This window comes from Streptomyces musisoli (assembly GCF_016741855.1).
In the GTDB taxonomy this organism is placed as follows: domain Bacteria; phylum Actinomycetota; class Actinomycetes; order Streptomycetales; family Streptomycetaceae; genus Streptomyces; species Streptomyces musisoli.
In genome coordinates this window covers 394,932-420,289 of the sequence record NZ_JAERRH010000003.1, presented here as the reverse complement: position 1 = coordinate 420,289, position 25,358 = coordinate 394,932, and the positions used below count along the sequence as shown (strand labels likewise).

The 25,358-nt window shown below is 67.7% G+C and carries 28 protein-coding genes; 2 read left to right on the top strand and 26 right to left on the bottom strand.

The genetic code is table 11. The annotated features are described in order from the left end of the window. Positions 1–9: 9 nt before the first annotated feature. From JK361_RS41170 to JK361_RS10070, 17 genes are all read right to left on the bottom strand, one after another. On the bottom strand, positions 10–1,350 hold the full coding sequence (locus JK361_RS41170; RefSeq protein WP_236052722.1) for a hypothetical protein: 1,341 nt from the start codon (positions 1,348–1,350) through the stop codon (positions 10–12). A 9-nt stretch (positions 1,351–1,359) separates the two neighbouring features. Further along, the gene (locus tag JK361_RS10145) at positions 1,360–3,129 is read right to left on the bottom strand and encodes a polysaccharide deacetylase family protein (protein ID WP_236052721.1); all 1,770 of its coding nucleotides are present in this window, start codon (positions 3,127–3,129) and stop codon (positions 1,360–1,362) included. 69 nt (positions 3,130–3,198) lie between these two features. Then, positions 3,199–4,134 (bottom strand): hypothetical protein, encoded by a 936-nt coding sequence (locus tag JK361_RS10140; RefSeq protein WP_201815399.1) that lies wholly within the window; start codon positions 4,132–4,134, stop codon positions 3,199–3,201. 17 nt (positions 4,135–4,151) lie between these two features. After that, a complete protein-coding gene (locus JK361_RS10135; protein ID WP_201815397.1) occupies positions 4,152–5,336 on the bottom strand; it encodes a siphovirus ReqiPepy6 Gp37-like family protein in 1,185 nt (394 codons plus the stop codon). Positions 5,337–5,345: 9 nt separating this feature from the next. Next, entirely contained in the window at positions 5,346–6,278 is a 933-nt protein-coding gene (locus JK361_RS10130) for a phage distal tail protein (RefSeq protein WP_201815395.1), read from the bottom strand. A gap of 21 nt (positions 6,279–6,299) precedes the next feature. Then, a complete protein-coding gene (locus JK361_RS10125; protein WP_201815393.1) occupies positions 6,300–11,696 on the bottom strand; it encodes a transglycosylase SLT domain-containing protein in 5,397 nt (1,798 codons plus the stop codon). Positions 11,697–12,210: 514 nt separating this feature from the next. Further along, complete coding sequence (locus tag JK361_RS10120; RefSeq protein ID WP_201815388.1) at positions 12,211–12,549, bottom strand: hypothetical protein; 339 nt, start codon at positions 12,547–12,549, stop codon at positions 12,211–12,213. Positions 12,550–12,683: 134 nt separating this feature from the next. Then, on the bottom strand, positions 12,684–13,256 hold the full coding sequence (locus tag JK361_RS10115; protein WP_201815387.1) for a phage tail tube protein: 573 nt from the start codon (positions 13,254–13,256) through the stop codon (positions 12,684–12,686). A gap of 102 nt (positions 13,257–13,358) precedes the next feature. Next, a complete protein-coding gene (locus JK361_RS10110; protein WP_201815383.1) occupies positions 13,359–13,784 on the bottom strand; it encodes a hypothetical protein in 426 nt (141 codons plus the stop codon). A 9-nt stretch (positions 13,785–13,793) separates the two neighbouring features. Further along, a complete protein-coding gene (locus JK361_RS10105) occupies positions 13,794–14,030 on the bottom strand; it encodes a hypothetical protein (protein ID WP_201815382.1) in 237 nt (78 codons plus the stop codon). A 2-nt stretch (positions 14,031–14,032) separates the two neighbouring features. Beyond that, complete coding sequence (locus tag JK361_RS10100; RefSeq protein ID WP_201815381.1) at positions 14,033–14,326, bottom strand: HK97 gp10 family phage protein; 294 nt, start codon at positions 14,324–14,326, stop codon at positions 14,033–14,035. Beyond that, positions 14,326–14,589 (bottom strand): hypothetical protein, encoded by a 264-nt coding sequence (locus JK361_RS10095; protein ID WP_307787233.1) that lies wholly within the window; start codon positions 14,587–14,589, stop codon positions 14,326–14,328. The genes JK361_RS10100 and JK361_RS10095 overlap by 1 nt, the downstream gene beginning before the upstream one ends. An 81-nt stretch (positions 14,590–14,670) precedes the next feature. Next, positions 14,671–15,060 (bottom strand): head-tail connector protein, encoded by a 390-nt coding sequence (locus tag JK361_RS10090; protein ID WP_201815379.1) that lies wholly within the window; start codon positions 15,058–15,060, stop codon positions 14,671–14,673. Positions 15,061–15,076: 16 nt separating this feature from the next. Then, positions 15,077–15,412 carry a hypothetical protein gene (locus JK361_RS10085; protein ID WP_201815378.1) on the bottom strand — a complete coding sequence of 112 codons (336 nt, stop codon included), beginning with the start codon at positions 15,410–15,412 and terminating at the stop codon, positions 15,077–15,079. After that, positions 15,412–15,624, bottom strand: coding sequence for a hypothetical protein (locus JK361_RS10080; protein ID WP_201815377.1), 213 nt, complete (start codon positions 15,622–15,624; stop codon positions 15,412–15,414). Before JK361_RS10080 ends, JK361_RS10085 begins: the two co-directional genes overlap by 1 nt. A gap of 3 nt (positions 15,625–15,627) precedes the next feature. Next, the gene (locus tag JK361_RS10075; RefSeq protein WP_201815376.1) at positions 15,628–16,830 is read right to left on the bottom strand and encodes an SU10 major capsid protein; all 1,203 of its coding nucleotides are present in this window, start codon (positions 16,828–16,830) and stop codon (positions 15,628–15,630) included. A 14-nt stretch (positions 16,831–16,844) separates the two neighbouring features. Beyond that, positions 16,845–17,555, bottom strand: a complete 711-nt coding sequence (locus JK361_RS10070; RefSeq protein ID WP_201815375.1) for a hypothetical protein — start codon at positions 17,553–17,555, stop codon at positions 16,845–16,847. A 96-nt stretch (positions 17,556–17,651) separates the two neighbouring features. Between JK361_RS10070 and JK361_RS10065 the strand changes: the two genes are divergently transcribed. Next, positions 17,652–17,876: a hypothetical protein gene (locus JK361_RS10065; protein WP_201815374.1), complete on the top strand. Its 225-nt coding sequence runs from the start codon at positions 17,652–17,654 to the stop codon at positions 17,874–17,876. 302 nt (positions 17,877–18,178) lie between these two features. Here JK361_RS10065 and JK361_RS10060 read toward each other — a convergent pair whose 3' ends face one another. Genes JK361_RS10060 through JK361_RS10050 form a run of 3 tightly spaced genes read right to left on the bottom strand, consistent with a single transcriptional unit; the run spans position 18,179 to position 21,513 of the window. Beyond that, the gene (locus JK361_RS10060) at positions 18,179–19,714 is read right to left on the bottom strand and encodes a phage portal protein (RefSeq protein WP_201815373.1); all 1,536 of its coding nucleotides are present in this window, start codon (positions 19,712–19,714) and stop codon (positions 18,179–18,181) included. After that, positions 19,714–20,988 carry a PBSX family phage terminase large subunit gene (locus JK361_RS10055; RefSeq protein ID WP_201815372.1) on the bottom strand — a complete coding sequence of 425 codons (1,275 nt, stop codon included), beginning with the start codon at positions 20,986–20,988 and terminating at the stop codon, positions 19,714–19,716. The genes JK361_RS10060 and JK361_RS10055 overlap by 1 nt, the downstream gene beginning before the upstream one ends. 12 nt (positions 20,989–21,000) lie before the next feature. Then, complete coding sequence (locus tag JK361_RS10050; protein ID WP_201815371.1) at positions 21,001–21,513, bottom strand: hypothetical protein; 513 nt, start codon at positions 21,511–21,513, stop codon at positions 21,001–21,003. A 128-nt stretch (positions 21,514–21,641) separates the two neighbouring features. On the opposite strand from JK361_RS10050, the gene JK361_RS10045 reads away from it, so the two are divergent. Then, a complete protein-coding gene (locus tag JK361_RS10045; RefSeq protein WP_201815370.1) occupies positions 21,642–22,175 on the top strand; it encodes a hypothetical protein in 534 nt (177 codons plus the stop codon). A 6-nt stretch (positions 22,176–22,181) separates the two neighbouring features. On the opposite strand, the gene JK361_RS10040 is transcribed toward JK361_RS10045, so the two are convergent. From JK361_RS10040 to JK361_RS10015, 6 genes are all read right to left on the bottom strand, one after another. Further along, positions 22,182–22,391 (bottom strand): helix-turn-helix domain-containing protein, encoded by a 210-nt coding sequence (locus tag JK361_RS10040; protein ID WP_201815369.1) that lies wholly within the window; start codon positions 22,389–22,391, stop codon positions 22,182–22,184. A gap of 148 nt (positions 22,392–22,539) precedes the next feature. Then, complete coding sequence (locus tag JK361_RS10035; protein WP_201815368.1) at positions 22,540–23,019, bottom strand: hypothetical protein; 480 nt, start codon at positions 23,017–23,019, stop codon at positions 22,540–22,542. 61 nt (positions 23,020–23,080) lie between these two features. After that, on the bottom strand, positions 23,081–23,638 hold the full coding sequence (locus JK361_RS10030) for a hypothetical protein (RefSeq protein ID WP_201815367.1): 558 nt from the start codon (positions 23,636–23,638) through the stop codon (positions 23,081–23,083). A 124-nt stretch (positions 23,639–23,762) separates the two neighbouring features. Then, positions 23,763–24,434, bottom strand: coding sequence for a hypothetical protein (locus JK361_RS10025; RefSeq protein ID WP_201815366.1), 672 nt, complete (start codon positions 24,432–24,434; stop codon positions 23,763–23,765). Further along, positions 24,434–24,970, bottom strand: a complete 537-nt coding sequence (locus tag JK361_RS10020; RefSeq protein WP_201815365.1) for a hypothetical protein — start codon at positions 24,968–24,970, stop codon at positions 24,434–24,436. Before JK361_RS10020 ends, JK361_RS10025 begins: the two co-directional genes overlap by 1 nt. Continuing rightward, positions 24,967–25,317, bottom strand: a complete 351-nt coding sequence (locus JK361_RS10015) for a hypothetical protein (protein WP_201815364.1) — start codon at positions 25,315–25,317, stop codon at positions 24,967–24,969. Before JK361_RS10015 ends, JK361_RS10020 begins: the two co-directional genes overlap by 4 nt. Between the last annotated feature and the right edge of the window lie 41 nt (positions 25,318–25,358).

Here is a 25,358-nt window from a genome sequence, read left to right as displayed (position 1 = left end):
GAGCCCGGATCAGGCCGGGGCGATGACGGTGACGGTGCCGGAGGAGCCGCGCCATTTCAGGGCGCCGCCCTCGGCGTACAGCACGCCGCCCCCGGTGGGGTTGGCGGTCGGGACCGTGGTCGCGTTGGCGATGCCCATCACGCCGACGCCCGCTCCCACGCTGGTGGTGTTGATGAGCAGGTTCTGGGTGACCGAGAGGGAGTAGTCGGTCTTCAGGCGCCCGGCCGCAGCTCGGTAGAGATTGGCGTCGCGGGTGTTGGTCCCGTCGCCCCACTCGGTCTTGCCGTCCGCGTACACCACGTAGCGCCGGTTCACGTCGCCAGTGACGTCCGCCTGGTAGGCGCGATCGGTGGTGGCGGTCATCACGGCGTCGAATGCCGCCGCAGCGCCGGGGGATGCCGACGGCTGGGCGGAGAAGCCCTGTACGGCGTTGGTGCCCCAGACCAGGGCCAGGCGGGCTCCCTTGGCTCCTGCCGCGCCGGTGGTGATCTGACCGTCGCTGCGCTGGATGAACAGGGCGCTGCCGAGCTGGGTGCCAGTGTCGTCGTACCGAAGGATCTGGAGGTTGGTGCCAGCGCTGGACCCGGACTCGGTGTCGGTGTTGGCGCGAATGCCCCAGCGGCGGCCGGAGGTCTGCATGTCCGAGGAGATGGACAGCAGGATGTCCTTGTTCACAGTGTTGTTGCCGCCGACCCGCAGGGCTGTGTTCTGGCCCGCGTAGTCGCCGGTGGCGATGTTCTGGGCCCGGACCGAGAAGTCGGCCAGGTTGGTCCGGATGTTCGTGTAGTCGATGCCGACAACGACGTTGGCCATGTCGTCGGTCATCGCGGCCGTCTTCGTCTGGTCGATGAACGGGATCTCCAGGCGCCCCTGGAGGGCTCCCGTGGAGTCCGCGATCTCCAGCTCCCAGTGGCCGTGGACCGAGCCGTGGTCGTTCGCCTCGTAGTGGGCGCCCTGCCACACGACGGGCTTCCAGGAGACACCGGTCGCCATCGGGTCCCGGGTCGTGCCGTCGAAGCCGCCCTTCTTCGAGGACGTCTGCACCGGCATGTAGAACGCCTGCATGCTCTTCGCGTCGGACCGCATCAGGAAGTTGCGGATGGTCTCGCCGAAGGAGCCGACGTTGGCCCGCTGGTAGCTGTAGAGGTTGAGCCGGCCAGTGGAGTCGGTGCCGGTGCCGTTGTCGTCCCCGCCCGCGTAGGACGAGGCGATGACGAGGCCGGTGTTCGAGTTCGACGCCGCCTGTCCGTTCGGCAGGGTCGCGGCAGTGCCAGCGGAACCGACGGCAAGGGCCTTGGAGCTGGTGAGCGCCCCGTTGACGTACTTCAGGTCGATGTCCCGGAGGGTCATCGCGCCTCCTTAGCTGTAGTAGCGCATGGCCTCGGAGACCGTGACCACCGGGATTCCGCGCGAGTTGATCGCGTCCATCAGGGTGTTGAAGCCGGTCTGGCTGATCTCGGTCGAGTCGGCAGGCGAGCCGGTCACGATTTTGTGGAGGCAGAGGTTCAGCCAGTCGCCGTTGTTCAGGCAGCGGTCGAGCTTCCCGCCGGTGGCCGTCAGGGATGCCACCGTGACGCCGCCGATGCTCGCGCCGTCGTTGATGCCGGTGACGGCCTTGAGCCGGTACGGCATGGCGGCCGGGAAGGACTCGACGTTCTCCGAGATGATCGACCGGGCCGAGGTGAAGTACCGGGCTGCGATCTGGTCGACGGGAACGCCGTCCGTGGTCTTGCCGAACTGGCCGCCGGGATACGCGAAGTGCTCCGAGGTGAAGCCGTTCTGGACCATCCACGAGCGGAGCTTGCGGAAGTCGTCGGCCACCTGCTGCTCGGTCATCGTGGTGTACCGGGCCGCGTGAGCCGCCGTGCCGTAGGCGTGGCCGTCCATCTCCCAGCCGCTGAAGTCCTGCATGGACCGCATCTGGGTGGTGTTCAGGTACACCGCGCTGGAGCCGATGGCCTCGGCGATGTTGAACATCGTGCCGGAGAAGCCCAGGGCATCCATCTTCGGCCGGGCCAGGTCGTACACCGAGGCGTACGAGTCATCGAAGCTGATCGTGATGACGCCGTTGGGGAAGGTCTCCGTGGTGTCCGGGACCAGCTCCACGGCCTGGAGGTGGTACGTGACCGCGCCGGTGCCGTCGTCGTAGCAGTTGACTTGCATGTCCGTGAAGCCGGAGCGGACACTCGGGACGCCCGAGGAGCTGACCGAGTACGTGCCGCCCGACGCCGTGACGTCCGCCCAGTTCAGGTGGACGGTGACCCACTCGCCGGTCTGGACGTAGTTCGGGTTCGTGGCGCTGTGGGTGTGCACCGTCCACCGGTAGAAGTTGGTGAAGGTGCTGGTTCCGATCAGGAACTCCAGGCGGTTCAGGTGGGTGACGTCATCGACCTTGAAGATCAGGCGAATCAGCTTGCCCGTGAGGTCCATGGCAGAGCCGGCCAGCTTGCGGACCTGGGACTGGACGCCGTTGGCGGCCGTCGTCACCCGGATGGCCTGGGTGCCCCTGACGAAGTCCGTGGTGTCGTTCGCATTCGAGCTGGCCGTACCGGCGCCGCCCACGGTCCAGCCGTGGCCCGTCTGGAACTGCTGGGACCAGGTGGCCTTGCGGTAGGCCGGACGCCGTCCTGTCGGCATGACCACGGGCAACGCGTAGCCCCCAGCGGTGAGCCGGCCAGTGACCGCGAGGTCGCCCGTGACCGTGCCGCCGGACAGCAGGGAGACCGCAGAGGCCGCGTCGTCCACGTACCCCTTGGTGGCCGCCATGAGGTCACTGGTGGGGTCGCCGTGGAGGGTCAGGTCCCCTATGAGGGTTCCGCCCGCCAGGTCCAACTTAGCGTCGATGGTCGGGCCGAGGTCCGTGGCGGTCAGCAGGAAGCGGATGCCGAAGCCGAAGTCCACGTACAACGAGCTGACGCCGTCCGGCCCGTAGAAGCTCACCTGAGCAGTGGTGTTGTCCGCCGTCACCGAGGTGATGGGGGCGTTGTTCAGGTCCGTGAGATCGGTGATCTGGGTACCGCCAGTGAGGGCGTCCCAGACAGATCCCACTGCGCCGGGGACGAGCTGGAGCTGAACACCGACGGGCTGCATGGCGAAGTCGGCCGGGCTGAGGCCGAAGAGATGCCTCATGCGGGTCTCCCGTTCTGCGGCAGCGCCGCGCATGATGAAGCCCCGGATAGGGCCGAGGCTCGTAGTGAGTCAGAGCGAGTACGTGAACGAATCCAGGTCGCAGTACGCGGGCGAGCTGGGCTGAGGGACGAGGAACCAGCACGTCCCGTCAGAGCGGACCTCGACGCGGGCGTGGAAGAACCCCACCGATGTGCCGCCAACGGAGTAGTTGTTCCACTCGGTTGCGGTGACGGCGAACCGGGTGTACGGCGGCCTGGCCTCAGCGGGAAGCGTGGCGAACTTGGTTACGACGTTCTTGGGCAGGTCACCGGACGTCTTCTTGAAGTTGCCCCGCATGAAGACCATGCCGTCCTTCACCCGATAGCTGCACGGGGCGGAGTAGGTGGCGAAGCCGCTCGCAAGCGGCACATTCTTCCAACCCGTGTCCGAGCCGGCCGTGGCCAGGAGGTCGAAACTGACGCCGTTGCCCAGCAGGACGTCCTTACCCTCAACGATGAGCTGGCCCTTGGTGGCCGGAGGCCGGGAGCCGGAGTTGCTGAGGGCCACAGGACGGCCCAGGAACCAGCGCTGGTCCACGACTCCCGCCGGTGCCACGACAGACGCTCCAGCGGCCACTGTGACCTGTGCGAGGGGGATCTCCCAGATTCCGTTGAGCGTCTGAGTCAAAGTTGGGAAGGCCGTACCGCCGGTCTTGTACTGGACCGTGATCGAGTCGGCCGAGGGATCCCGGCGCAGGACCACCAGGTCGTTGCGCGCCGTGCCGCCCCCGGAGTTGGTCGGAACACTGACGTTCAGGCTCGCGCTGTTCGAGTAGTACGTCCCCTGAATCCAGGCCTCTCCGGCGGCCACGGCAACGGTGGAGGCGTTAGATCCCGACACCCGCAGGTTCGTTCCCGTCGGGTCGGTAGCGCGGACGCCATCCACCTGGGCCATGCGGAACATGGAGGACCACTGGTCTTCCGTGGCGATCTGGGAGGAACCGAAGGGAAAGCTGCTCTGGGCCATGGTGTACCTCTCTGGGCTCAGGACGGCTTGCGCGTCTCCAGGCGCCTCAGCCGGGTGAAGATGCGGGCGGTGTACTGGTACATCCGGGCCAGGACGTCCTGGTTGTTTGCGGCGTCTGAGGAACCGATGACGGCCTTGGCGACGTAGCCGCCCTGCGCGTCGAAGGCGATGTTGACCTCGCGGACCACGTCGGTGAAGAAGTCGTCCCTCACCTGGCACGAGACCTTGTCGCCCACCTTGTAGTCCCGCCCGAACTGGAGGCGCGGGGTGTCGATGGGGTTCATGGTCAGGTTGCCCTGGGCGGCCCCGGAGGTCAGGGCCTCGTTGGCGGCCTGGTCCATCTGGGCCGTGAGGTCGGTGGACGCGGTGTCCACGCTCGTGAGGTCCACGAACTGCTCGATCCACGGTCCGGGGAAGGCCGCGTCCGCCCGCGTGTAGACCTTGACCTGGCGGGGACTGCTGCTGCCTCCGGCGACGACCACGGCCTTGGTGCAGGTCGGGGCGGTCACCGAGTACGAGGCGTCGGTCAGGTTCCCCAGGCCGAAGGAGAACTTCGCGGAGGCCGAGAGGTCGGCCGGCTCGTAGACCTGAAACTGGAGGTTGGCCCCGACCTGCACGATCCTGAAGCCGAGCGCGGCCGTCTTGGCGATGTCCTGGAGGACGGCCAGGAGGTTGTCGAACTGATTGACCTGCTTGGTGATGCTCACCCCGTGGCCACCGTCGGCGGCCAGCGTGAGGTTCGAGATCTTCCGGGCCGCTTGGGCGCCGGGCCCGATGTTGAGATTCACCAGGGCCCTCATGGCCGCCTCGGCCGCGACACCGGAGATCTTGTACACCGAGTCCGTCTGGGAGCCCGGTGCGGCCGTGGGGTTCGGCCAGCAGGTCGCCCCGGCCAGGAGGGTCATGTCGTCCACCCCGTTGACTGTCAGGACCCCGCTGCCGCCGTCACCGTCCGAGCGCTGCCAGTTGGGCTCCCGGATGGGGCCGGACATCAGCACGTCCGAACCGCGTCTGATGATCAGGCCGTTACCCGGGATCAGGAGGTCCGCCTTGGGGGAGTCCGCCGAGATGTTCAGGACGAACGCCCCCACGGCGTTGAACCGCGGAGTGATGGTCAGTGAGGTGAAGTCGTCCACTATGCCCAGGATCTGGAGGTTCTGGTCCCGGACCTGGACGGTGATCAGGGGCGCGCCGAAGCCCATCGCCACCCCCTACGCGGTGAGGAAGCGGGGCTGATAGTCGAGCTGGACCGTGGTGTTGCTGTCCGTCCCCACGAGCGCCATCGAGACGTTGTTCGTGCCCGGCTGGAAGCTCCACAGGTCTGAGTCGGCCGCGAGGTTGGGCCACCAGTTCGTCGTGCCGTTCAAGACGGCGGTCTGGACCCGTTCACGGGCGTCCACGACCAGGACGTCCGATGAGCCGAGAGAGGCCGTCACGGAGAAGCTCAGGCCCGTGGAGTCGTTGGAGATGACCACCGACGTGGCGGGCCCGTGAATCGTCCAGACCGGGAAGGCCGATGCGTCGCCGAGGTTGTTGATGACCGTGGCGCCGAGGACCTGGGAGTCCCGGACGACCACCGGCAGCACCGGGAAGAAGTTGCCTGTGGCCCCGGCACCGTAGTCCAGGTGCACCGACTCGCCGAGCCAGTACGGGCTGGGGCAGGAGAGCGTAATCCCCATGCTCTGCCAGCGCAGTCCGGAGGAGTCCTGCCCGGTGTCGCCCTCTACGCCCGAGACGTAGTACGCCTCGATCGTGCGGTACGAGCCGTCGGCCTCGGTCATGGTCAGCGTCCCGAGCCCAAGGTAGGGGTTCATGGTCGCCAGGAAGGACCGCTTGCGGGCCACGAAGTCCGCCCTGTCTGAACCGAACAGGACGACCGGGAGAAAGATCTCTCGGGCCTGTGCATGCAGGCCCCGCATTGCGTTGCCGTCGATCTGCGGGGATGCATCCGTGTAGAAGTCGAACCCAGGCAGGTCCAGGCCCCGGGTGCCGGGCTGTAGGACCCAGCCGTTCTCCCAGTCGGACAGGAGCGTCGTGCGCCCCTGGGAGTCCGTCCAGGAGAGGCTAGGTACCTCCAGCGGTTGAATCGGCGGCGGGTTGATGACGCCAGGGAGAGACCCGGAGGAGCGTGCAAGGATCGGCATATTTGCCCCTCCAAGGTCTGATCAGAGGACGAGCGCGCCGTAGATCGCCGAGTAGTCCCGCATGGCGTCCACGACCGCCTGCCTCGTCGGCTTCTCCGTTGTCCTGGCGTGGAGATGGACGTCCCGGACCCGCTCCTGGCGGGCAGCCGGCTCGATGCCCACGCCGCGCTGAACGGCCCCCGCCATCTGGTTGGCGCTGGACACGATCGCGTGGTGGGTGGCGTCCATGCCCATGACCAGGCCCTGACCGACGTGCTCGCCGATCTCGGCCATGACCCTGGACGGGCTCTTGATCTTCAGGGCCTTCTTGATGGCCTTCTGAATCGCCTTGGCCAGGTCGGACATCTGGTTCTCGATGGCCTTCTGCTGGGCCTTGAGGCCCGTCAGGAAGCCGTCGCCCGCCTTGGTCCCCGCGTCGTACATGGCGTCGGCCGCTGTGTTCCCGTACTGCTTGCTGGCCTTGTCGATCTGCGCCTGGATGGCGTTGATCGAGCGCAGCTCCTTGGGGGTGGCGTTGACCAGGGCCTGTGCGTACGCGGCCCCCGAGTCGGGGCCCGCCGAGATGATCTGCTGGAGCAGCTCCTTGGAGAGCCCCATCTTGGACAGCTTGGCGATGTTGGCCGAGAAGGCCTTGAGCTGGCCCAGGCGGACCTTCAGGCCGTTGAGGATGCCCGCCGCGTCGAACGTGTTCCCGCCGTTCGGCAGGGACGTCATCGACGCGAAGGACTTCCCGGCGGCCGTCTGGTCCGTCGCCATCTGCTTGGCCGCCGCGATTTTCGCCGCGATCTGATCCCGCTTGGTCGCCAGCGCCTGGAGCTTGGTGCTCGAAGAGGCCAGCGACTTCAGGAGCTTGTCGTCAATGGACGACTTCACGCCTTTGAAGGCGTTCTTGATCGCGGTGGTCACCTTGGCGATGGCGTTCTTGATCCCCGTGGTGGAGCCCTGGAGACCTTCCAGGAACGCCTTGCCGATGACGGCGGCGATGCTGCCCTTGCCCGTGGCCGAGATGGTGCCGCCCTTGGCGAAGCCCGGGATGTTCGCACCCATGCCGCGCGCCATGCGCATCGACTGCTCGTGCGGGTACACCTGGGCGGGGCCGAGGAAGCGGACCAGCTCAGGGCCCTCTTCGCCCACCCACGCCAGCTCTCCCGCCGACGGGTAGCCGCCTCGGGCGTAACCGCCCGCCCGGTCGTACGCCTTGTGGAGTGACCCGTAGGCCGCCAGGGCGTACCGCATCGAGCTGTACACGTTGGAGAGCGGGTCGACCGAGGTCCCGTAGAGGAACGGGCCCTTGTTCTTGTACTTCCCCGCGTAGGACCGGAACGTGGGGCCGATGACCTGCATGAGGCCGACCGACGGGTGGCCCGCCTGCCAGTTGCTGTCCCACTTGTTGACTATCGTGGGATTGCCGCCGGACTCCTGCTGCATGCGCCGCAGGGTGGAGCTGAGGAGGCTGGCCGGCTGGCCGACCTCCTTCAGGGCTCGGAGCACCACGGAGGTCCACTGTTTTACGCCCGCCGAGGGCTTGTAGCCCTTCAGCGCCACGCTGCTTCCGGCTCCGTCGTCCTCCTTGCCGCGGATGAAGCTCACGACCTTGTTCGCGAGCATCACGGGGACGTTGCCCACCAGGCCGGACCACGTCTGCTTGCTGGGATCGACCTTCAGGGAGCTGACCCCGAGGAGGTGCTTCAGGGTCTTCTCGGCCAGGTCGGCAACGCCGCCCCGAGCCCAGTCGGCCCCCTTCTTCAGCAGGTCGACGCCATCACTCACGACGCCCTTGACCGCGTTGGTCACCGGGTTGTCGGTGATGTCGTCCCAGATGCCGCCGCCCCAGAACGCCCGACGGGGGAGTCCGTTGGCCAGGAGCGCCTGGACGCCTGCCACGCCGCCCGTACGGGCCGCCGCGTTGAGGGCGTTGATGCCGCCCCTGCCGACGGCCCGGGTGACCTCCGGCCGCATGATGGCCTCGCCGCCGGAGAGGTCCAGCACGCCGCCTGTCGGCGAGACGAACCGGTGGACGTCCCTACCCGGCGTGTAGCCCGGCAGGATGCCACCAGTCGCGAAGCCCCTGGGGAGCTTCATCTCGCCGATCTCCCCGATGCCAGGGAGCTTGGCCGCTGTGTTGTTCCAGACCTTCCGCAGGCCGTTGTTGAAGACCGTCTCCACCAGGAACCGCACGGGCTTCTTGGCGATGTCCGAGAGCTTCGACCAGGCCGTGTGGATGCCGTCGATCGCCTTCTGGAAGAAGCCGACCACCGAGTCCTTGAAGTCCCGGACCCGGCCCTCGATCGTCTTGCGCATCGAGGTGACCGTCCCGGCGACGCCGGACCACAGGCCGTTCCATTTCTCGGAGACCCAGCGCTTGGCGTCGTTGAATCGGTCGCGGACGCCTCGGGCGAACCCGGCCACCTTCTCGCCCACCGTCTTGGCCGCGCTGACGACCCGGCCGAGGGTGTTGTCCCAGACGGCGTTCCAGATGTCCTTGATCCACTGCTTGCCGGTGTTGAACCAGTCGCGGATCTTTTTGATCAGGTCCGGGATGATCGAGTGGCCAACGAGCTTGTCGTAGAGCCACTTGAACTTCTCCGCGATCCACTCGGTGACGTGCTTGACCGCGTCGATGAAGGGCTGGAGCTTGCGCCCCATGTCCTTCACGAAGTCGATCAGGCCCTGGATAGCCGGGAGGACGATCTTCTGGATCGTCCAGACGGCCAGCCGGACCAGCAGATCCACGAGCTGGAGTATCGGCGGCAGGATCGGCAGGATCGCCGGGAGGAGCGTCGTGACGAACTGCGCCCCGAGCAAGAGGATCTGGGGCAGCAGCGGCGCGATGGCCAGCAGCAGACTCCCCAGGCTCTTGGCCACGCCGACCAGCGGCGGGATGAGCTGGGGGATCACCGGTGCGAGCTGCTGGACGAGCTGGAGGAACATGTCCGCGTACTGCGTGACCAGTTGCCCCAGGACCGCGCCGAGTCCCTCCAGGATCGGGGTCAGGATCGGACCCAGTGCATCGGCCACGGTCGCGATCACCGGGGCGAGCTTCTCGATCACCTTGCCGATGACCGCAAAGACCGGACCCAGCGGCTTGAGGGCCGAGGCCAGCAGCTCCCCGATCACCGGGATCAGGGGTGAGATGGCCACCAGGATCTGGCCGACGGCGTCCGCGAGGATCACCAGGACCGGACCCAGGGCGTCAATCACCGGCTTCAGGGCGTCGCCCAGAGCCTTGACGAGGGTCTCGATCGGAGGACCGAGCTTCTCGAAGATCTGGCCCACGAACTTCAGGGCCGTGCCCAGGAGCGGCGCCACCGTCTTGGCGATCGTCCCCATCACCGAGAACAGGGCCTTCAGACCACCCTGCACCTCGGGGCTGGAGGTAATCTCCGCGATGGCCCCGGTGATCTCCTTCAGCATCCCGATGGTGCCGCCACCGGTGTCGGCCCCGGCCATGAAGATGTCGCCGAGGATCGAGAAGACGTTCTTGCCGACGTCCATCAGGTCGCCGAGGAGGTTGACCGCCTGCTCGATGGCCTTCTCCATGGCGCCGGACCCGAAGGCCTTGCCCAGCTTGTCGGTGACCCTCGTGACGACACCGGCAAGCCCTGTGGCGATCTTCTGGAACGACGGCTGGGCCGCCACGGCGATCTGACCGAAGGCCGTGACGATCTGCCCGGGAGCCTTCTCCAGCGGCTTCAGCGACTGGGTGGCCCCGTCCAGGACCTTCTTGAGCATCCCGGTCTTGGCCAGGTTGTTCACCGCGTCCAGGGCGCCCTTGCCCATCCGGTTCAGGACGCCCGCGGTGCCCTCCAGGCCGCCCCGGAGGATCGGGATGACCCGGGAGCCCACATCCGTGAGCCGGCCGCCCAGTCCTGCGAACAGACGGTCCTGGACGCCGAGCTGCATGGCGTCCCAGGCGGGCTTCAGGCCCTGCACCGAGGACACGAACGCACGAGCGTTGGGGGAGAGCTTGGCCAGCGCGTCGTTCAGCTTGTTCGTGCCGGAGACCGCAGACATCTGGGCTTCGGCCACGCGCTGCTGAGCGTCGGCGACGGCCTGCTGGGCCTGGGCGATCGACCGGGCACCGTCCCGGGCCGTCTTGGCCTGAGCCGCCCGCGCATCCGCGAGGGCCTGCTCCTTGTCCTTGACGTCCTGGTTGGCCGCCGCTTGGGCCTTCTTGGCCTCGATGACGTTCTTAGCGCCCTCGACCCCGGCCTTGTCGGCCGCCTCGACCTGCTTCTTGAGGTCCTTCTGCTTCTGGGTCTGGTCCGCGAGGTTCTGCTTGGCCTCGTCGTAGGCGAGTTGCGCCTGCTGGCGCTGAAGCTCACTCGCCTTCGGGTCGGCGAGGACCTTGTACAGGTCCTCCTGGGCCTGCTTGACCGCCAGGGTGGCCGAGCGCTGGTCCAGAGCCGAATGCGCGAGCTGCTGGTTCAGGTCCCGGAGGTTCTGGACGGCCTCCTCGCGGGCCGCATTCAAGTCCAACTGGGCCTGCTTGGCCGACTGCTGGGAGGAGGCGAGGTCCCGCTCCGCGCTGACGACCTGACGGGCTGCCGCCTGGTTCGCCGAGGCCGCGTTCTCACGGGCTACGCCGACCTGCTCGACGGCCCGCTTGACGCTCTGCTCCGCACTGGCCACCTGGTTGGCCGACTTGACGGCCTTGGTGGCGTCCGTGGGGGCGAAGGCGGCCTTGAAGGCGTCACCCAGCCCGGCCGTGCCGAGCTTGATGGCCACGAAGGCCGACCCGAGTGCCGCGACCGCAGGGACCGCCAGGGCCGCCGCCGGGGCGATGGCCGCCACGACGTTGACCAGGGAGCCCACGAGGGGCGCGGCGGAGCCGAGGAGGGCGACCTTGGAGGCCAGGCCCGCCACGGCGCTACCGGCCCCGGACGCCGCGCCGGTGATGCCGGAGATGAGCCCCGAGGCCTGCCCGGCCTGGGAGCCGTTGACGTTGGTGTGGATCGTCGCCGTGCGGTGCCGGGCGAGGGCGTCCAGTCGGGCCGTTGCCGCCGTGGTGTCCGCGCTGGCGTTGATGACGACCGTGCGCGTCCTCGTGAGGACGTCCAGGTCGGCCTGTACGGCCCGATAGGCGTGCCGGTCCATGACCGGGCGGATACGGACGTCCAGAGAGCCCTGGAGGCCGCGCAGCTCATTGGTGAGCCCAGCCTTCATGGCCTGGCCGTACCGCTTGCCGATCTGACGGCCCTTGCTGGCCGCCGTGGCCTCCGCCGCGTCCAGAGAGCGACGGAGGGCGCGGTCGATCCCGGAGAAGTCGAGCCCCCGGGTCATCGACCGGGACAGGGTCTGTCCCAGGTTCCGGCCCAGGCGATCAGCCTGCGGGGTCAGTGCGGCAGTGGCCCGGGAGGCGAAGTCCGCGACGCTGGGGACGATGGTGGCGACGACGGTTCCGACGTTGGTTGACATCGCTCCCCCTGTTCAGTTGTCCGGGCCGGCTGGCCCTGCGCCACGAGCCGGAGGTGTTCCTCACGGGCCTGGGCCAGGCGCCTGGCGTACTCGGGATCTGGTGCGGCCCCGGGGCGCGTCGCGGCGCGGTACTGGGCCCAGCGGGCCGCCTGACGGGCCTTGTGGGCCTCGTCCTCGGCGAGCTGCTCAGGGGTGCGGAGGTCCGGCTCCGCCCAGGGGGCGAGCTTGGGAGGCTTGCCCTCCAGGTGTGCCACCGAGAGGATCTGGATCGCTCTCTGCAACAGCGTCAGCTCGGCGGCCCGCATGTAGTCCGCTTCAGTCCACCGACGCCGGGCGTAGTCACCGCGCCTGGCCGCATGCGTCATGGAGTCGAGCGGGAGGGCCTGGATGAACTCCCACAGCTCCAGCCAGGACATCGAGCCGTTGCCGGACTCGTTGCGGTGGAACTCGTTCAGGGAGCGGCCGGGGAAGTACCGGGCGATGTCCGCCCGGAGTTCGGAGGGGTGCTCCTCGATCAGTTCGAGGAGCTGGTCGATTCCCCCGAGCCGACACCCATGTCACCCTGGATCGCCTCCTGGATGTCCATGAAGTCGCCCAGGGTGAGGCCCAGCTCGATGAGGCGGTCCACCTGCTCTCGGTTGGAGATCAGCGCGAGCATGTCGGTGGCGTCGCTGTTGTCGTCCTTCTCCAGAGCCCGGATCTGCTTGACGAGCTTCATCGGCCACCAGGCCGCGCACGGGAAGACGAACTTCTCGTCGCCCAGCTCGACTTCGATCTCCTTGGTGCCCTGGGCCTCCAGGCGCTGGGCGCGGAGGGTCTCCAGGTTGATGCGCTTGCGGTTCGGCTTGCTCATGATGATCTACCTCGTTCTCGCGGATCTTCGCGGGTCACAGCACTGGCCGGAGCGCAGACCCGCGAAGGACGCTCCGGCCAGTGGTCATGGGGGTGAATGCGGACTTCACGGCGTTGGCCGTGAACCACTGCACGTCAGGCAGGCAGGGTGACCAGGCCGAACTGGCGCGTGATCGAGCTGCCGCCGTTCGGGGCGGTCAGGGACGAGAAGGTCAGCTCGAAGGCCTGGTTGGTGTCCGACTTGTACGGGCGGTCGCCCTTGTCGGTGACCTCGGCTCGGGCGACGATGATCCGCGCGGGCTTGTCGCCGTCGATGACGTCCATGCCGAGCGCGTAGTACATCGGCTCCGGGGCCTGGGGCTCCTCGAAGGAGAGGAACTGGGTGGCGCCGGTGCCCGAGGAGGTCATGTCGGCGAGGTCCACGCCGTAGTAGAGCGCCAGCGTCCAGGCGCTGGTCTCCATGAACGTGATCTTGAAGGTGGACGCCCGGTCGGTCACCTGGGTCCGGACAGGACCGGTGCGGCCCCAGGCCTTGAACTCCTGGCGGTTCTCGTTGAGCGCCTCGGTCAGACCGTCCTCGGAGACGTTGCCGAGGTCGACCCACCCGGTCGGCCAGGGGGAGTACGGGTCGGTCGGGGCGGTGGTGCCGACCGGGGCCACGTAGAACGCGCCCTCGACGCCGACCCTCACCTGAGTGTCGTCAGCCATTGCTTCTCCTTGACTGGGTGACGCCTGGACGAAGATGGGCATGCGTGAGCCCCTCCGAACGGGCTGGGAATGGAGCCTGGAGAGGCCCAGGCGGATCGCGGGTCAGGCAGGTCGGACGCGGAGCCCAGCCGTGTAGCCGAGGCGCGTGACGTTGGAGTTGGGCTCCTCGGGACGGACAGCCGGCCCGGTCTCCTCCCAGGTCCGCAGCACGAAGCCGCCGTCCCTGGAGGTGCCCTGCATCTGTTCGACGGCGGCCCGGACTCGGGCCATGGCGTCGGTGGCCTCCACGCGAGAGGCGGCGTACACGTCCAGCGAGAGACGCGCTTCGTCGTGCAGTCGGCGGCCCTTGAAGGTCCCGCTGGTCCGGGTGCCGCCGATACGGGTGACCTGGACGAAGGGGAGCGCCTCGGCAAAGGCGTCGCCCTCGGGCCTCACGGTGGAGGCCTCGTACGACAGGACGTCCAGGATCTGGTGGATGACCATCTCCTCGACGTCCGGGAAGACCAGAGCGGTCAGGGGAGGGGTCACCGCAGCCTCCTACTCGGCGGGCGGCGTGTCCTGTGCCTCGGCCTTGCGCGTGCGCTTGGCCGGCTCAGGGGCGTTCTGGACGGGCTCGGAGACCTCCGGGAGCCGCCCGAGCCGAAGCACCGGCTCGGAGCCCTCCAGGTGACCGATCCCGGCCCGTACGAGGTCCTTGACGTCCTTGTCCGGCACGTCCACGACGTCGCCGGGCTGGTGGCCCTGGTAGGCGAAGGTGAGCTTGAGCTTGGCCATGGTCAGTCCCTTGCTGCATCGAGTGCGTTGGCGATGGTGTGGTGGGCGGAATGACCTGCATCCCGCGTGCCGAGTTCGACCACCGCCGCGTACTCGACGTCCGAGACGATCAGGACCGAGCCCTCGGGGCCGTCCTCGGCATGGATGGAGTCGCGGTACCGGCCGGTCTCCATAGGCGCGTTGGACTTGGCCACGTCCACCACCCGAGCAGCCCGGTCGTGCAGGTTGGCCTGGACGAACTCCGCGTAGACCAGAGAGGCGATGGCCGCCTCGTTGGGTACGAAGACCCCCGCCATCAGCCGGTCACCCGCCTAAGGGTCAGCCGCTGGTGCGCGAGGAGCTTCAGGGGGCCGTGCCCGGTGTAGACGTCGGGTTTGCCGTCGACCTCGTACGTGACGCCGTCGACCTCGGCCCGGTCGTACTCCGTGACGACCGCTGACGGGGGCAGGAAGCAGTCCAGGGTCGTGATGACCTGGTCGCCCTGCTGGACCGTCTCCGAGCTGCTGAGCGGCTCCACACGGCCCTGGTACGAGGTCCTGGCGGCCGTCGACCATTCCACGACCCGGTTGTTCTGCCGGTCCCTCGTGGGAGCTGGCCGGCTCAGGACCGTGACCGTGTGCGTGGGGAGGAGCAGCACGGCTCACCCCCAGACGTACGGGTTCACCGGCCACAGGCCCTTGGTCTGGAGCAGGACCATCAGGTCGGGGGAGACCCGGGGTGTGCCGCTGCCGACGACTGACAGAGCCCGGACGATCTGCTGGGTGCCCAGGGACATCTGGGAGACGTTGGCCATGCTCCCCGTCTCATCCCCCAAAGAGTCGATGTACTGGGCCTGGATGCAGACAGCCTCCCGGAACACCGCCGCAAGGGCAGGGTCCGCAGGGAGGCCGTCGTCATCGGTCTTGTACACCGCTCCCATCAGGAGCTGGTCGAGCTTCGTGGAGGCCCGATCCAGGAGCCGCTGGGCGTTGGCCGGGACAGGGTCCGGATCGAGGAACGCGGTGAACTCCTCGACAGTGGCGTAGGCCATGGACGCCTCCTCCGACTCAGAGCGACAGGCAGGCGACCGTGACGCTTGTGACGGCCGAGAAGTCCACGAACACGGTGTCCGTGCCGTCCGGCTGCTCGTAGTTGTCGTTGAACGGGCCGAAGAACTTCTCGGCACCGGCGGCCACCGTGGCGGTGGGAGCGGTGACGGCCTGGCCCTCGACGGTCTTGCCGATCTTCAGCGTGACGGTGATCGAGGAGCCCGAGGCGTTCTTGACGTGGAGCACCTGCTTGCCGCTGGACCGGAGGGAGACCCCCGCCACGTCCGGCGCCACGTAGGTCGGGGCGAGGCCCAGCGTGGCGAACTTCTGCGGGGTGAGGGCGGTACGCGCCATCAGCTCTTCTCCTCGGTCTTCTGGGCCGCCTTGGCGGGCCGCTTGCTCGCGGAATCCTTGGAGGCCGGCTCAAGCTCGGCGTCCTCGACGCGATGCCATCCGTCAGCGCCCTGCTCGGCCAGCGCTTCCAAGCGCTTCTCCTCAGAACCACCCGGCTCGGGCTGGACGCGCTCGGCTACGTGCGGGCCGGATCCTCGCTCGTAGATGGCCACGGATCACACCACCAGACCGGTCATGACCGCGTGGGCGCGCTCGGCGCCGTACTTCAGACCGATCTCGCCGTAGAGCTGCACCTCGTCCGAGGCACCGGTCTTGGCGAGCGGCTCCTCGAAGAAGACGCCCTTGCCGGGGACGTTCATGAAGACGGGCATGAGCTGCTCCAGCGAAACCGCGGCGATGGTGTCCTGCGGCATGTGCCGGTCCATCATCAGGTTGAGGGTGCCGAAGTCCGTCACCACGGTCGTGACGGCGACGCCGCCCACGTTGCGGGTGGTCTCGGTGTACTGGCCGTACTGGCTGGCGAACGCCTTGGTGATGGCGCGCTTCTGGATGGAGTTGCACAGCAGCGTGCCGGTGCTCTGCTCGCTGATGCCGCCGTTGTCGTAGGCGAGCTGGAGCAGGTCCGAGACGTGATCGCCGGTGAGCGCGGTCGACCAGGGCTTGGTGAACGCGATGCCCGTCGCGGTGCCGACCGTGAGGGCAGCACCACCGGAGCTGGTGGCGATCTTGAAGTTGTTCGCGTCGGCCACGTTGGTGACGTAGTAGACGCGCCCGGCCACCACGCCGGACATGGCGCCGGTCGCAGTGAACACGATCTTGTTGCCGACGGACAGGCCGTGCGAGGTGGCGGTGATCGTGTCGGTGGCCGAGGTCGCGCCGGTCACGCTGGTGCCCTTGGCGATCCGGTTGGTGGTGATGGCCTGGAGCAGGCCACGGGTCTGACGCGCGCTGCCGTTGGTCGTCGGGTTGGCGTACGAGCCGTTGATGAAGCTCCAGTTCACGTCCAGCGCGATGGCCTTCAGCTCATTGACGACCTGCCAGTCCAGCTCGTTGGTCACCGGGTTCGAGCCGTCCACGCTGCGGTACGGCGCGGAACCCGGGGTCGCGAGCTGCCCGACGGCGGCCTGCTTGGTGTAGGAGACCGAGACCTTGGACTGGTGGATCTGGCAGACGTTGCGGACGTTCGCCCGAGCGCGCTCCTGGGCGGTCGGGGCAGTCGCCCCCTCCACCTGGACGATCTGGCCCGGGTCGCGGAGGTCGTAGGTCTGCCACTCGAACTCGCTGGCAGTGGTCATGCCGCCGCCGGTGAGGCCACCGATGGCCGAGAGCAGCGGGGTGTCGTCCGGCGTGAGGGCGAACAGCTCGCCCGCGTAGTTGGGCAGGTTGAAGGTGGTGCCCATTCCGGTGATCCCGGCCATGGTGCCTCCTTAGATCAGGTCTGAGCGGCCTTCTGCCGCTTGAGTCGGATGGTGGTCGCGAAGTCGCGTCGGGACTCGGCGTCGGCGATCTGCTTGTCGAGCGAGGCGGGCTGGTCGCCCGAACCGCCGGAGAGATCGGCGCCGGAACGCCCGACTCCACGGGTGGGCGCGAGCTTGGCGAACTTCGCCACGGCGGCCTTGATGGCCTTGTCGTCGGCCTCGCCGTCATCACCCACGAACTGGGTGACGCTGATGAACTCGGCGACCTCGGAGAGGTTGACCCCGGCCTGCGCGGCTGCGGCCTCGAACCGGGCTTGGGCGAGCTTCGAGCCGTAGTCCTTGGCGGCGGTCGCGCGACCCCTCGCCTCGGCCTCCTCGACGGCCTTCTCCTGCTCGCTCTGGTTCTGCTTGCGGATCTTCTCCAGTTCGTCGGCGGCCTTGGCGTTGGCCTTGGCGCGCTTCTCCCACTCGCGGGCGTGGGCCTTCCAGTCCGTCCCGTCGCCCTGCTCGGGCGGTGCGGTCGGCTGAGTGCCCTGGCCCGAGGTATCCGGGCCCTGCGCCGGCTGGGGCGGCTGGATGGTGTCGACATCCGGATTCGTCCCAGGGACCTGGATGTCGCCCTCGCCGCTGCCTCCCGCGATGGCGTAGATCGGGGCGCCGTTGCGGCGGTACCCGAGGACCGTTCCCGGGGCGTACGTGGCGAGCGGGTGCTTGTGCTGGTGCATGGTGTTCTCCCGTTTCGGGTTGCCCGGCGGTCGCCGTGCGGCGGGTGCCGGAAGCATCTGGGCCCACGCGTGGCTGATCTTCAGTACGGTGCGCGCATGAGCGTCGAGATCAGGCTGCTGAGTGGAAAGTCCGTGACCTACGAGGACGGGCGGACGGACACAGAGATCCGTGCATACAGGTACAAAATTCACGGCAGTGGTGCCCTAGTTGTGCAGTGCACGACGACGAAGAACGACTCGGATGGGTATGCCGTGGACTACACGGACACCGTTGACGTCTTCGGCCCTGCCGCCTGGGAGAAGGTCAGCGGCGATGACTAAGAGGTCCGTGGAACCCGTAGGCGAGAAGCCGAGTGACGAGCCGGTGATGAACACCGCCTATGCGCACCACACGGTCGAAGTGTGGGCGGAACTGCATCCGGCAGGTACCGTGCAAGAACTCTTGGAGTACCTACGCGCAGAGTCCGTCACAGCGGCGGAGACGTACGTCAGTGCCTACGCAGAGCGGTATCCCGCTTCGGAAGTGGCAGGGGCAGAAGAGTTCGCTAGGACGTACGTGCGGCGGATGTTTGACTACCGGAGATCTGCACGCAAACGGATAGCTGCCGGTAGCCCTCCCACCGCTACGTAGCGCGGACGGGGGCTTCTGCTTCGGTCGTTGAGTCGATCAAGGTGCGCTTGGACTCGTTGAGGATCGCATCGACTTCCCTGGACACCTGGGGGTCGTCCCAGTCCGGATGCTGCATTCGGACGAGCGTCTCTGCGGAAGCGGCTTGAGCCCGGCGCAGCAGCTCGACCGTCTCCGCGACCTCCTTGGGAGACTCGCTGATGGAGTCCTCGAACTCCACATGAGGCGGTTCCAGGTCCAGTGCGGACACACCGAAGAGGGGGCCCGCCTCGACTGCGAGCAGAGCCGCGACGATGTCGGCCAGTGCAGGGCGCCAGTAGAGGGTCTTGCGGGCCCGGGTGCTCATCGACCGCCGCTCACGGGCCCGGATCTCCGTCGCGGTCACCGCGCTGCCGTCGCCCGTTATGCCGAACGTGGCGGCCGAGTATCCGGCCTGGCGCGCGGCCTGCTCAATAAGAGCCGAGCAGGTCTCCTTGTGCTCCTGGACGCGGATGGCGAACTGGGTCACCGTGAGCTGGTTCTCTCCCGGACGCTCCAGCATCTCCAGCCCGGCGTAAACCTCCTGGTCTTCGTTCCATGACGCCCCTTGGCCGGGGCCGTGGTCCCGGAGCATGGAGTTCGGGACGACGATCCGGCCCTTGCCGATCCGGATGTCGCGCATCCAGGAGGTCCAGGTCTCGTCCAGGGCGTCGAAGATGGGCTCGACCCCCTGGAAGTCCGACTGCCCCCAGTGGGCGGCGGAGGGGATGTGCCGCCAAGCCTTGGCGGGACGGACGTTGGGCACGTACGCGGCCGTGAGGTGAGCCGGCGCACCGGTCTCGATCCAGTCCTCGGTGACCAGGTTGGCGAACGGCTCGGTGTCCGGGTGGTCCGCAAGCGGCAGGCGTGTGCCCAGAGTTCCTACGGTGCCCCGGTAGAGCCCGTGGAGGATCCGGCCCTTCTCGTGCCGCTCCAGGTGCCTCCAGACCTCGCGGTTGTCCTGCTCCACCACGGTCCAGAAGGTCACCGCGATCAGGCGTCCGTACCGGAACTCCGGCACTGCGGCGTCTGCGGCCACGCTGTCGATCCAGGGACGGTTGCTGATCTCCTGATCCCACACCACCCGCAGGTACGCGCCTCCGAGGGCCGCGCAGACCTCTCCGGCCTCCAGCAGGGTCGGATGCAGACCGGACTCCACCAGGTCGTCCAGGCGGGCCTGAGTGCCCTTCTCGGTACTCAGGAGGACCGGGGGCTCGGAGAACAGCAGACTGCTGCTCGTACGGGCGATGTCTCCGGCGATCGGGACGTGGAGCTTGGTCCGCTTCTGGCCGGGCCCGCTGGGGATGCCCCAGAACCACCGGGCGACCCGGCCCACCATGCCGCCGCGGAACTGCGAGGGACGGAAGTCCGGGGCCTCCCGGCTCGTACGGCCGAGATACCGCTCCCCGAGACGGTCGGGGTCGGCGCTGTACCAGGCGTCCCAGTCGGCCAGGGCGGCCTGTACGCATGGGTCGGTCGGCGGCCAGGCGATGTCGTTCTGCGGCAGTGGCATCAGGCCACCTCCTCGATCTGTCTGCGCCAGAGGGACTCGGTGGTCTGGAGCGCGTACCGCAGGGCATCGAGCCCGTGGTCCGCGTTAGTCGACTTCAGCGGTTTGTCTTCGCCGAGGAGAGCGGCCTTCGGGTCCCAGACGTAGCCCTGGATCTCTCTGATCAGCTCAGTGCACGAGCGATGGATCAGGAGCTTCCCGGAGGCCAGCAGGGAGCTGACGGTGCGGATGCCGTCCAGGACCGCGTTCTCGGCCACTACCGGGGTGAGCCGGTCACGGTGGAGCTGTTGGATGAAGCTCGCGGCACTGGGGTCCACCACCACGTACTGCGGGTGCACTCCGGCCATGTGGGATCCAGGCGGCCTCAGCGAGGCGAGCCAGCCCCTCAGGCGCTCGGAGTACTCCAGGTCTGTGAGCGGGAGCATCGAGCGCCTGCCGTCGTAACGCCACTCGCTGCCGACGTAGAGCCGGCCGTCCACTCCGAGGCCTACGAGGACCGCATGCAGAGGGTTCTGCGTGCCGTAATCGATCCCCAGGGCGAACCAGGTCTGGATCGTCGGGAGGATGTCCACCACGTGGCGGGACTCGTCGAACATGCCGTACACGGCCCCCTCGGCGGCCTTCCAAAGGCCGAGGATGAACCGGTCGTACCAGAGCGTCCCCGGGCCGTACTCGGCCTTCAGAGCCGTCACGTACGCCGGATCCAGCGAGGGGTTGTCGTCCAGGGTGAAGTGCCAGTGGCCAAGGTCCAGCTCGTGGGCCCGGTCGAGATAGTTCTGCTTCAGCCAGTGCGTAGGACTGTCGGGGTTCGTGGTCCCCAGCAGTCGGCTGCCAGGCACGCTGAGACGCCCCAGGAGCTGGTTGAGGAACGCCTCCGGCAAGAGCGTCAGCTCGTCCGCCAGGGCCAGGCACGCGGTGAGACCTCGCAGACGCCCTTCTGCTCGTGCGTCCGATGCGCCGATGAGGTGGACGACCCTGCCGAGGATGACGGCCGTCGTGGCGCCTCTGGTGTGCTGCACGTGCCTCGCCAGGGGGCCGAACAGCGCCGGGTCCTGAAGCGGATCGAGGATGTTGCGCTCGATGGTCTGGAGAGACCGCCCGACGATCAGCACCAGCCCGGAAGACGGTGCGGCGGCGATGGCGATCAGGAAGGCGACCAGCGAGGCGATGGTCTTGCCCGAGCGCACGGCACCGCTCCACAGGGAGATGCGGTGCCGTGCGGACTCGGCGATGGAGCGGATCTGCTTAGGGCTGAGGGGGAGGCTGCTGAGATCCATCAGGACCTCCCGTCAGGCACTGTCCCCGTCGCCCTCGCCCATCTGCTCTGCGGCGGCCGTCAGGGCCTTGCCGAGATCTCCGAGCATCGAGCGGGCCTCCGAGACCCCCTCGTCCCCGGTGTCGTCCTTGGCCTTCGCATCGAACCGGGCCAGCGCGCTCATCGCGGCGGCCGTCAGGTCCTTGGTTTCCCGGGCCGGGGGCTGCTGGAGCCACTCGGCGGTCATCTCACCGGTGTGCGAGAAGCCCGTCAGGAGGTACCGGCTCTGGGTCCGCTCGATGGACCGCTCGGCCAGCTCCAGGAGCTGTTCCTGGATCCGCTGGCGCCTGTCCTTCAGATCGACCTGACGGGCGTCAGTGGCGGCCCTGACGGCCTCCCTGTCGAAGGAGAGCCCGAGCCGGTTCGCGTGGTTCGTGATGGTGCCGACGGCCCATCCCATCTGACGGGCGATCTCGTTCCTGCTGACGCCGTCAGCGTGGAGCTGACGGAGCCGCTCCTCGTCCTCTGCGGAGAAGGTTCGGGCCACGGCCGGCTCACCCCCTCACACGCGTGTGGTGACGGGTGACCGGTCAGGCTCTGACGGCCGTCAGGTGCGCTCACTCAAGCGGACCAAGCGCAGTAGCGCGAAGCTCCGGGTTGGCATGCGATGGACTCATGCCCCAGGTCATCACTGCTGCGTACGTGTGGGACACCTGGTGGTTCGGCGTGGCCGCGATCAGTCAGGCCGTCGTCGCAGGTGGCGTACTGCTCGGGCTAGTTGGTCTGAAGCAGGCCCGCAAGTTGCGGATCCGCGGTTATGAGGACCGCTTCGAGGAGCGGTACCAGGCCCTGATGGAACGGTTGAGCCTCGCAGCCTTGAGGGGGGCCACCCAGGATCCGCCGCCCGCTGAATTGACAGAGAGGGATCAGAAAGCCGTGCGCTCCTACTTCCGGCTCTGTGAGACGCAGCTCAACATGCGGGCCGAGGGGTGGGTCACCGACGCCACATGGGACCTCTGGGAGCATGGGATCACCGACAGAATGAGCCACTGGCCCTTCACGAGGGTCTGGAACGAGATTCTTGCCGATCCACTCGCGGGACACCTGTACGCACGGCTTCGCGAATTCAAGGCGGGAGTCACCGACCCGTGCACACTGAGCGATTTCCGGCGTTGGTGGAGAGGCCTGACGGGCAAGAGCCGCCGCTAGAAAACGTCAGGCGACCGGAGCCAGTACGCGCTTGGCCTTCGACCTGGTGACCTTTTCGGCCTGGGCGACAGACAGATGCCGGAAGAGCTTCTGGCCTCGGTGATCGAGGCCCTCGACTTTCAGGTGGCCTCGGCGGACCCACGAGTAGACCGTCACGATGCTGACGCCCGTCAGATCGGCGGCCTCGCGGGCCGTCAGCCAAAGTTCGTCCTCCACTGAAGCCCTCCCGAGCATGCGAAAGGCCCCGGTCCGCCAGTGGCGTCGGGGCCTGCATGAGGACGTACGTGTCCTGCTGATCGCGATTATGCGGTCACGGTGATTCAAATTGCAAGCACTCCGCTGACGGGCGTCATGACGGGTCCCGTCATACCTCTCGGCGGCGCGCAGCACGGGCCAGTAGGAACCACTCGGGAAGCGGTTCGCGACGCAGCACGAAGCCCATCGCCTGGCGGATGTCGACGCACAAGGCGCTGTAGTGCCCGGGGTCGGAGAAGCGACCGGTCATGGTGGAGACGACGAACAGCTCGGCGTGGATCCGGCCCATGAACGTACGTACGTCCTTGTCCGCGATCCGGAGGGACTGTTCATCGATCCCACGGCATTTTTGGCGAAGCTCAGCACGCCAGCCCTCTTCTGCGGGGTCCCGTTGCTCGAAGAGGTCCTCCATTTCGTAGCTCAGCCGTATGACCTCGTTGGCTGCCGCCTCGGCCAGCGTCAGGAGGTGTACCCGCTCCGCATCGTGAGCCGCTTTCCTCTGCTGCCAGACGACAACGCCCGTGGAGAGCGTCGCACCTACCGCAGTACCCGCGAGACCTATGAGCCCCACCAACGTCTCTGTCTGCATGGCGTCATTCTTTCCAAGGCGTACGAGTGGCTGACTGACGGGCCTCATGACCGGGCTGGGGTCAGTCATCGGCTTGTGGGTTCTCCAGTTCGTACTCGGCGCGGTCGATTCGGAGCTGTTCCACTTCGGCCGTGGGATCGGGGAGGGGATCACGACGTATGAACGCCGCCATCACGTCGATCGCGTGGGTGACGGCGACTTTGCCGTGGTAGGCCGTCCTCTCGGGATGGTCGTGGTCCCAATGCATCTGATGGATGACGACCGTCAGGTTCTCTCCCATGCGCGTCCTGATCTCTTCAGATTGGGGGATGAGCCAGGCGGTCATCTCTGCCTGGTCGGCCAATTCCTGACCAGTTTGGAGCCAGGATCTGCGGCTCTCGGGATCGAGGTCAGGTCCCCATCGGAGGATGTGCCGCCGCAGGGCGTACAGCTCTGTGAGGGTCTTCTCGCCAGCTTCTCGGCCTCGCTGCTCGATCAGCTTGCTGCGCTCGTCCTCCGCCTGCTGGAGGCGCTCCTTCGCCTGCTGCCGCTGAGTGACCTTCGTCGCCCAGACAGACACACCTCCACCGATCAGGGCTCCACCGAGGCCTATGAGTCCCGAGACGACTTCACCATCCATGGCCGCATCATGCCGACGGGACCAACCCCCACGGGGCTGATCCCGTCAAGTCCTCGATCTTCAGTGGCCGCAGCCGGGCTTGGTCCACCAGCCGCACTTGCCGCAGTACTCCATGGACACCTCCTCAGCTCTCGATGGGCCCGATGACCTTCACGTGGGTCCGGGCCGGGTTGGTGGGGTCGGGAACCGAGAGGACCTGGCCCCCGCTCGGGAGGCGGGTCAGGGTCAGCTCGGTGTTGTTGTTGTCGTCCTGACCAGGGCCAACAACAGGTTCAGAGGGATCGGGGGAGAGGCCGGGAGAGGGGATGTCGGACCCCTTCACGCCCGTGCTGACGCCCCGGCCCTTCATCCGCACATCGCTGATGGGCACCCCGGCCCGGGTGAGGACCTCCCGCACGTGGGCGGTGTCGGTCCCCAACCTCTGAGCGATGACGGCGAGGTGGACGTGAGGGTCCGCCGACTCCCGCAAGGCCTCCAGGACCTTGGGGGAGTCGTCCTCCTCGGCGGCCGGCTCCGGGGATTCCTGGGGAGCCGGCTCCGCGGACTCCTCCTGAGCCTCCTCGGGCTTGCCCTTTCGGAAGGCGGCGATGACCCACCAGACGGTCAGGGGGAACATCAGCACCGGCGCGGTCCGGATGAAGCCCCAGAGGATCGCCAGACCGCCCAGGAGGAACACGAGACGGATCAGGAAGTCGACGGTCCCCTGGCCCTCCTTGAACCACGCCACGGTCCCCCGGGCCATCCCCAGGGCCAGGAGGCTGCTCCCCCGGTACACGCGGTCCACGAAGGCCCTCATCACATGACCCCCGTGACCTTGTCACCGAAGGCGTTGAAGATGCTGACCACGGCTGCGGCGGCCACGCCGGAGAAGCCCGCGCTCAGGCCGAGCATGACGCCGCACGTGACGCCGCTCGTCACCTTGCCGTGGAAGACCTTCCCGCCGGACTTCCAGATGGCCGCGAGGCCCACGATGTAGATCACCAGGGCTGCGCTCCCGCCCGGGGTCAGGGCGATGTGGCCGCTCCTCGTGACGCCCGGCGTCGCGGTGCCCGTGACGGCCGTCAAGCTCCAGTTGCCCAGCGTGTTACCGAGTCCGAGCAGCATCGTGGCGGCCGTACCCAGCAGACCCCCGGCGGCCGTGACGCAGAGCATGCCCAAGGCCACCGAGGACAGGAAGGGGATCAGGAGCTTCGGGTCCCGTCCGCCCCCTCCGCCCCCGGGCGGGCCCGCCTTGGAGCCGCCCTTCCACCAGCGCGTCAGGTGCCAGGACAGGATGCTCAGGCCGATCGTGACGGCGCCCAGGGAGACCGTTGCGCTCGTGACGGTGTTCATCGGCCACCGCCCGTCATGACGTCCACGACGGCCGTGAAGACGGGCAGGGCGAGGACCATGCCGAGCACGGCGGTCCATACGAAGAACCGATTCAGGAAGCCCCGGTACTGGATGAAGCGGATCACGGTGACGGTCAGCAGGGCTCCGCCCATCACCCAGGCCCCTGCGGCGCTCTGCTCGCACTGGACGTCGTTCAGGGTGACGGCCCAGATGTTGGCCGGGATCCAGGCGCACCCGATGGCGCCGAGGTTCTTGCCGAGCTGGAGCCAGCTCCAGTCCCAGCGGCTCTTCTCCGGCTCGTCGTGGGTGAAGCGGACGTGGACGTGGGTCTCGGGAGGTTCTGTCATGGCGCCCTCCGGGCAGGTGGGCGCGCGTGCTCAAGCCGAGG

Bases quoted from the DNA above. Each gene is read 5' to 3' on its own strand.
- JK361_RS41170 (WP_236052722.1), bottom strand. From the start codon at position 1,350: ATGACCCTCCGGGACATCGACCTGAAGTACGTCAACGGGGCGCTCACC.
- JK361_RS10145 (WP_236052721.1), bottom strand. From the start codon at position 3,129: ATGAGGCATCTCTTCGGCCTCAGCCCGGCCGACTTCGCCATGCAGCCC.
- JK361_RS10140 (WP_201815399.1), bottom strand. From the start codon at position 4,134: ATGGCCCAGAGCAGCTTTCCCTTCGGTTCCTCCCAGATCGCCACGGAA.
- JK361_RS10135 (WP_201815397.1), bottom strand. From the start codon at position 5,336: ATGGGCTTCGGCGCGCCCCTGATCACCGTCCAGGTCCGGGACCAGAAC.
- JK361_RS10130 (WP_201815395.1), bottom strand. From the start codon at position 6,278: ATGCCGATCCTTGCACGCTCCTCCGGGTCTCTCCCTGGCGTCATCAAC.
- JK361_RS10125 (WP_201815393.1), bottom strand. From the start codon at position 11,696: ATGTCAACCAACGTCGGAACCGTCGTCGCCACCATCGTCCCCAGCGTC.
- JK361_RS10120 (WP_201815388.1), bottom strand. From the start codon at position 12,549: ATGAGCAAGCCGAACCGCAAGCGCATCAACCTGGAGACCCTCCGCGCC.
- JK361_RS10115 (WP_201815387.1), bottom strand. From the start codon at position 13,256: ATGGCTGACGACACTCAGGTGAGGGTCGGCGTCGAGGGCGCGTTCTAC.
- JK361_RS10105 (WP_201815382.1), bottom strand. From the start codon at position 14,030: ATGGCCAAGCTCAAGCTCACCTTCGCCTACCAGGGCCACCAGCCCGGC.
- JK361_RS10100 (WP_201815381.1), bottom strand. From the start codon at position 14,326: ATGGCGGGGGTCTTCGTACCCAACGAGGCGGCCATCGCCTCTCTGGTC.
- JK361_RS10090 (WP_201815379.1), bottom strand. From the start codon at position 15,060: ATGGCCTACGCCACTGTCGAGGAGTTCACCGCGTTCCTCGATCCGGAC.
- JK361_RS10085 (WP_201815378.1), bottom strand. From the start codon at position 15,412: ATGGCGCGTACCGCCCTCACCCCGCAGAAGTTCGCCACGCTGGGCCTC.
- JK361_RS10075 (WP_201815376.1), bottom strand. From the start codon at position 16,830: ATGGCCGGGATCACCGGAATGGGCACCACCTTCAACCTGCCCAACTAC.
- JK361_RS10070 (WP_201815375.1), bottom strand. From the start codon at position 17,555: ATGCACCAGCACAAGCACCCGCTCGCCACGTACGCCCCGGGAACGGTC.
- JK361_RS10065 (WP_201815374.1), top strand. From the start codon at position 17,652: ATGAGCGTCGAGATCAGGCTGCTGAGTGGAAAGTCCGTGACCTACGAG.
- JK361_RS10060 (WP_201815373.1), bottom strand. From the start codon at position 19,714: ATGCCACTGCCGCAGAACGACATCGCCTGGCCGCCGACCGACCCATGC.
- JK361_RS10055 (WP_201815372.1), bottom strand. From the start codon at position 20,988: ATGGATCTCAGCAGCCTCCCCCTCAGCCCTAAGCAGATCCGCTCCATC.
- JK361_RS10045 (WP_201815370.1), top strand. From the start codon at position 21,642: ATGCCCCAGGTCATCACTGCTGCGTACGTGTGGGACACCTGGTGGTTC.
- JK361_RS10035 (WP_201815368.1), bottom strand. From the start codon at position 23,019: ATGCAGACAGAGACGTTGGTGGGGCTCATAGGTCTCGCGGGTACTGCG.
- JK361_RS10030 (WP_201815367.1), bottom strand. From the start codon at position 23,638: ATGGATGGTGAAGTCGTCTCGGGACTCATAGGCCTCGGTGGAGCCCTG.
- JK361_RS10025 (WP_201815366.1), bottom strand. From the start codon at position 24,434: ATGAGGGCCTTCGTGGACCGCGTGTACCGGGGGAGCAGCCTCCTGGCC.
- JK361_RS10020 (WP_201815365.1), bottom strand. From the start codon at position 24,970: ATGAACACCGTCACGAGCGCAACGGTCTCCCTGGGCGCCGTCACGATC.
- JK361_RS10015 (WP_201815364.1), bottom strand. From the start codon at position 25,317: ATGACAGAACCTCCCGAGACCCACGTCCACGTCCGCTTCACCCACGAC.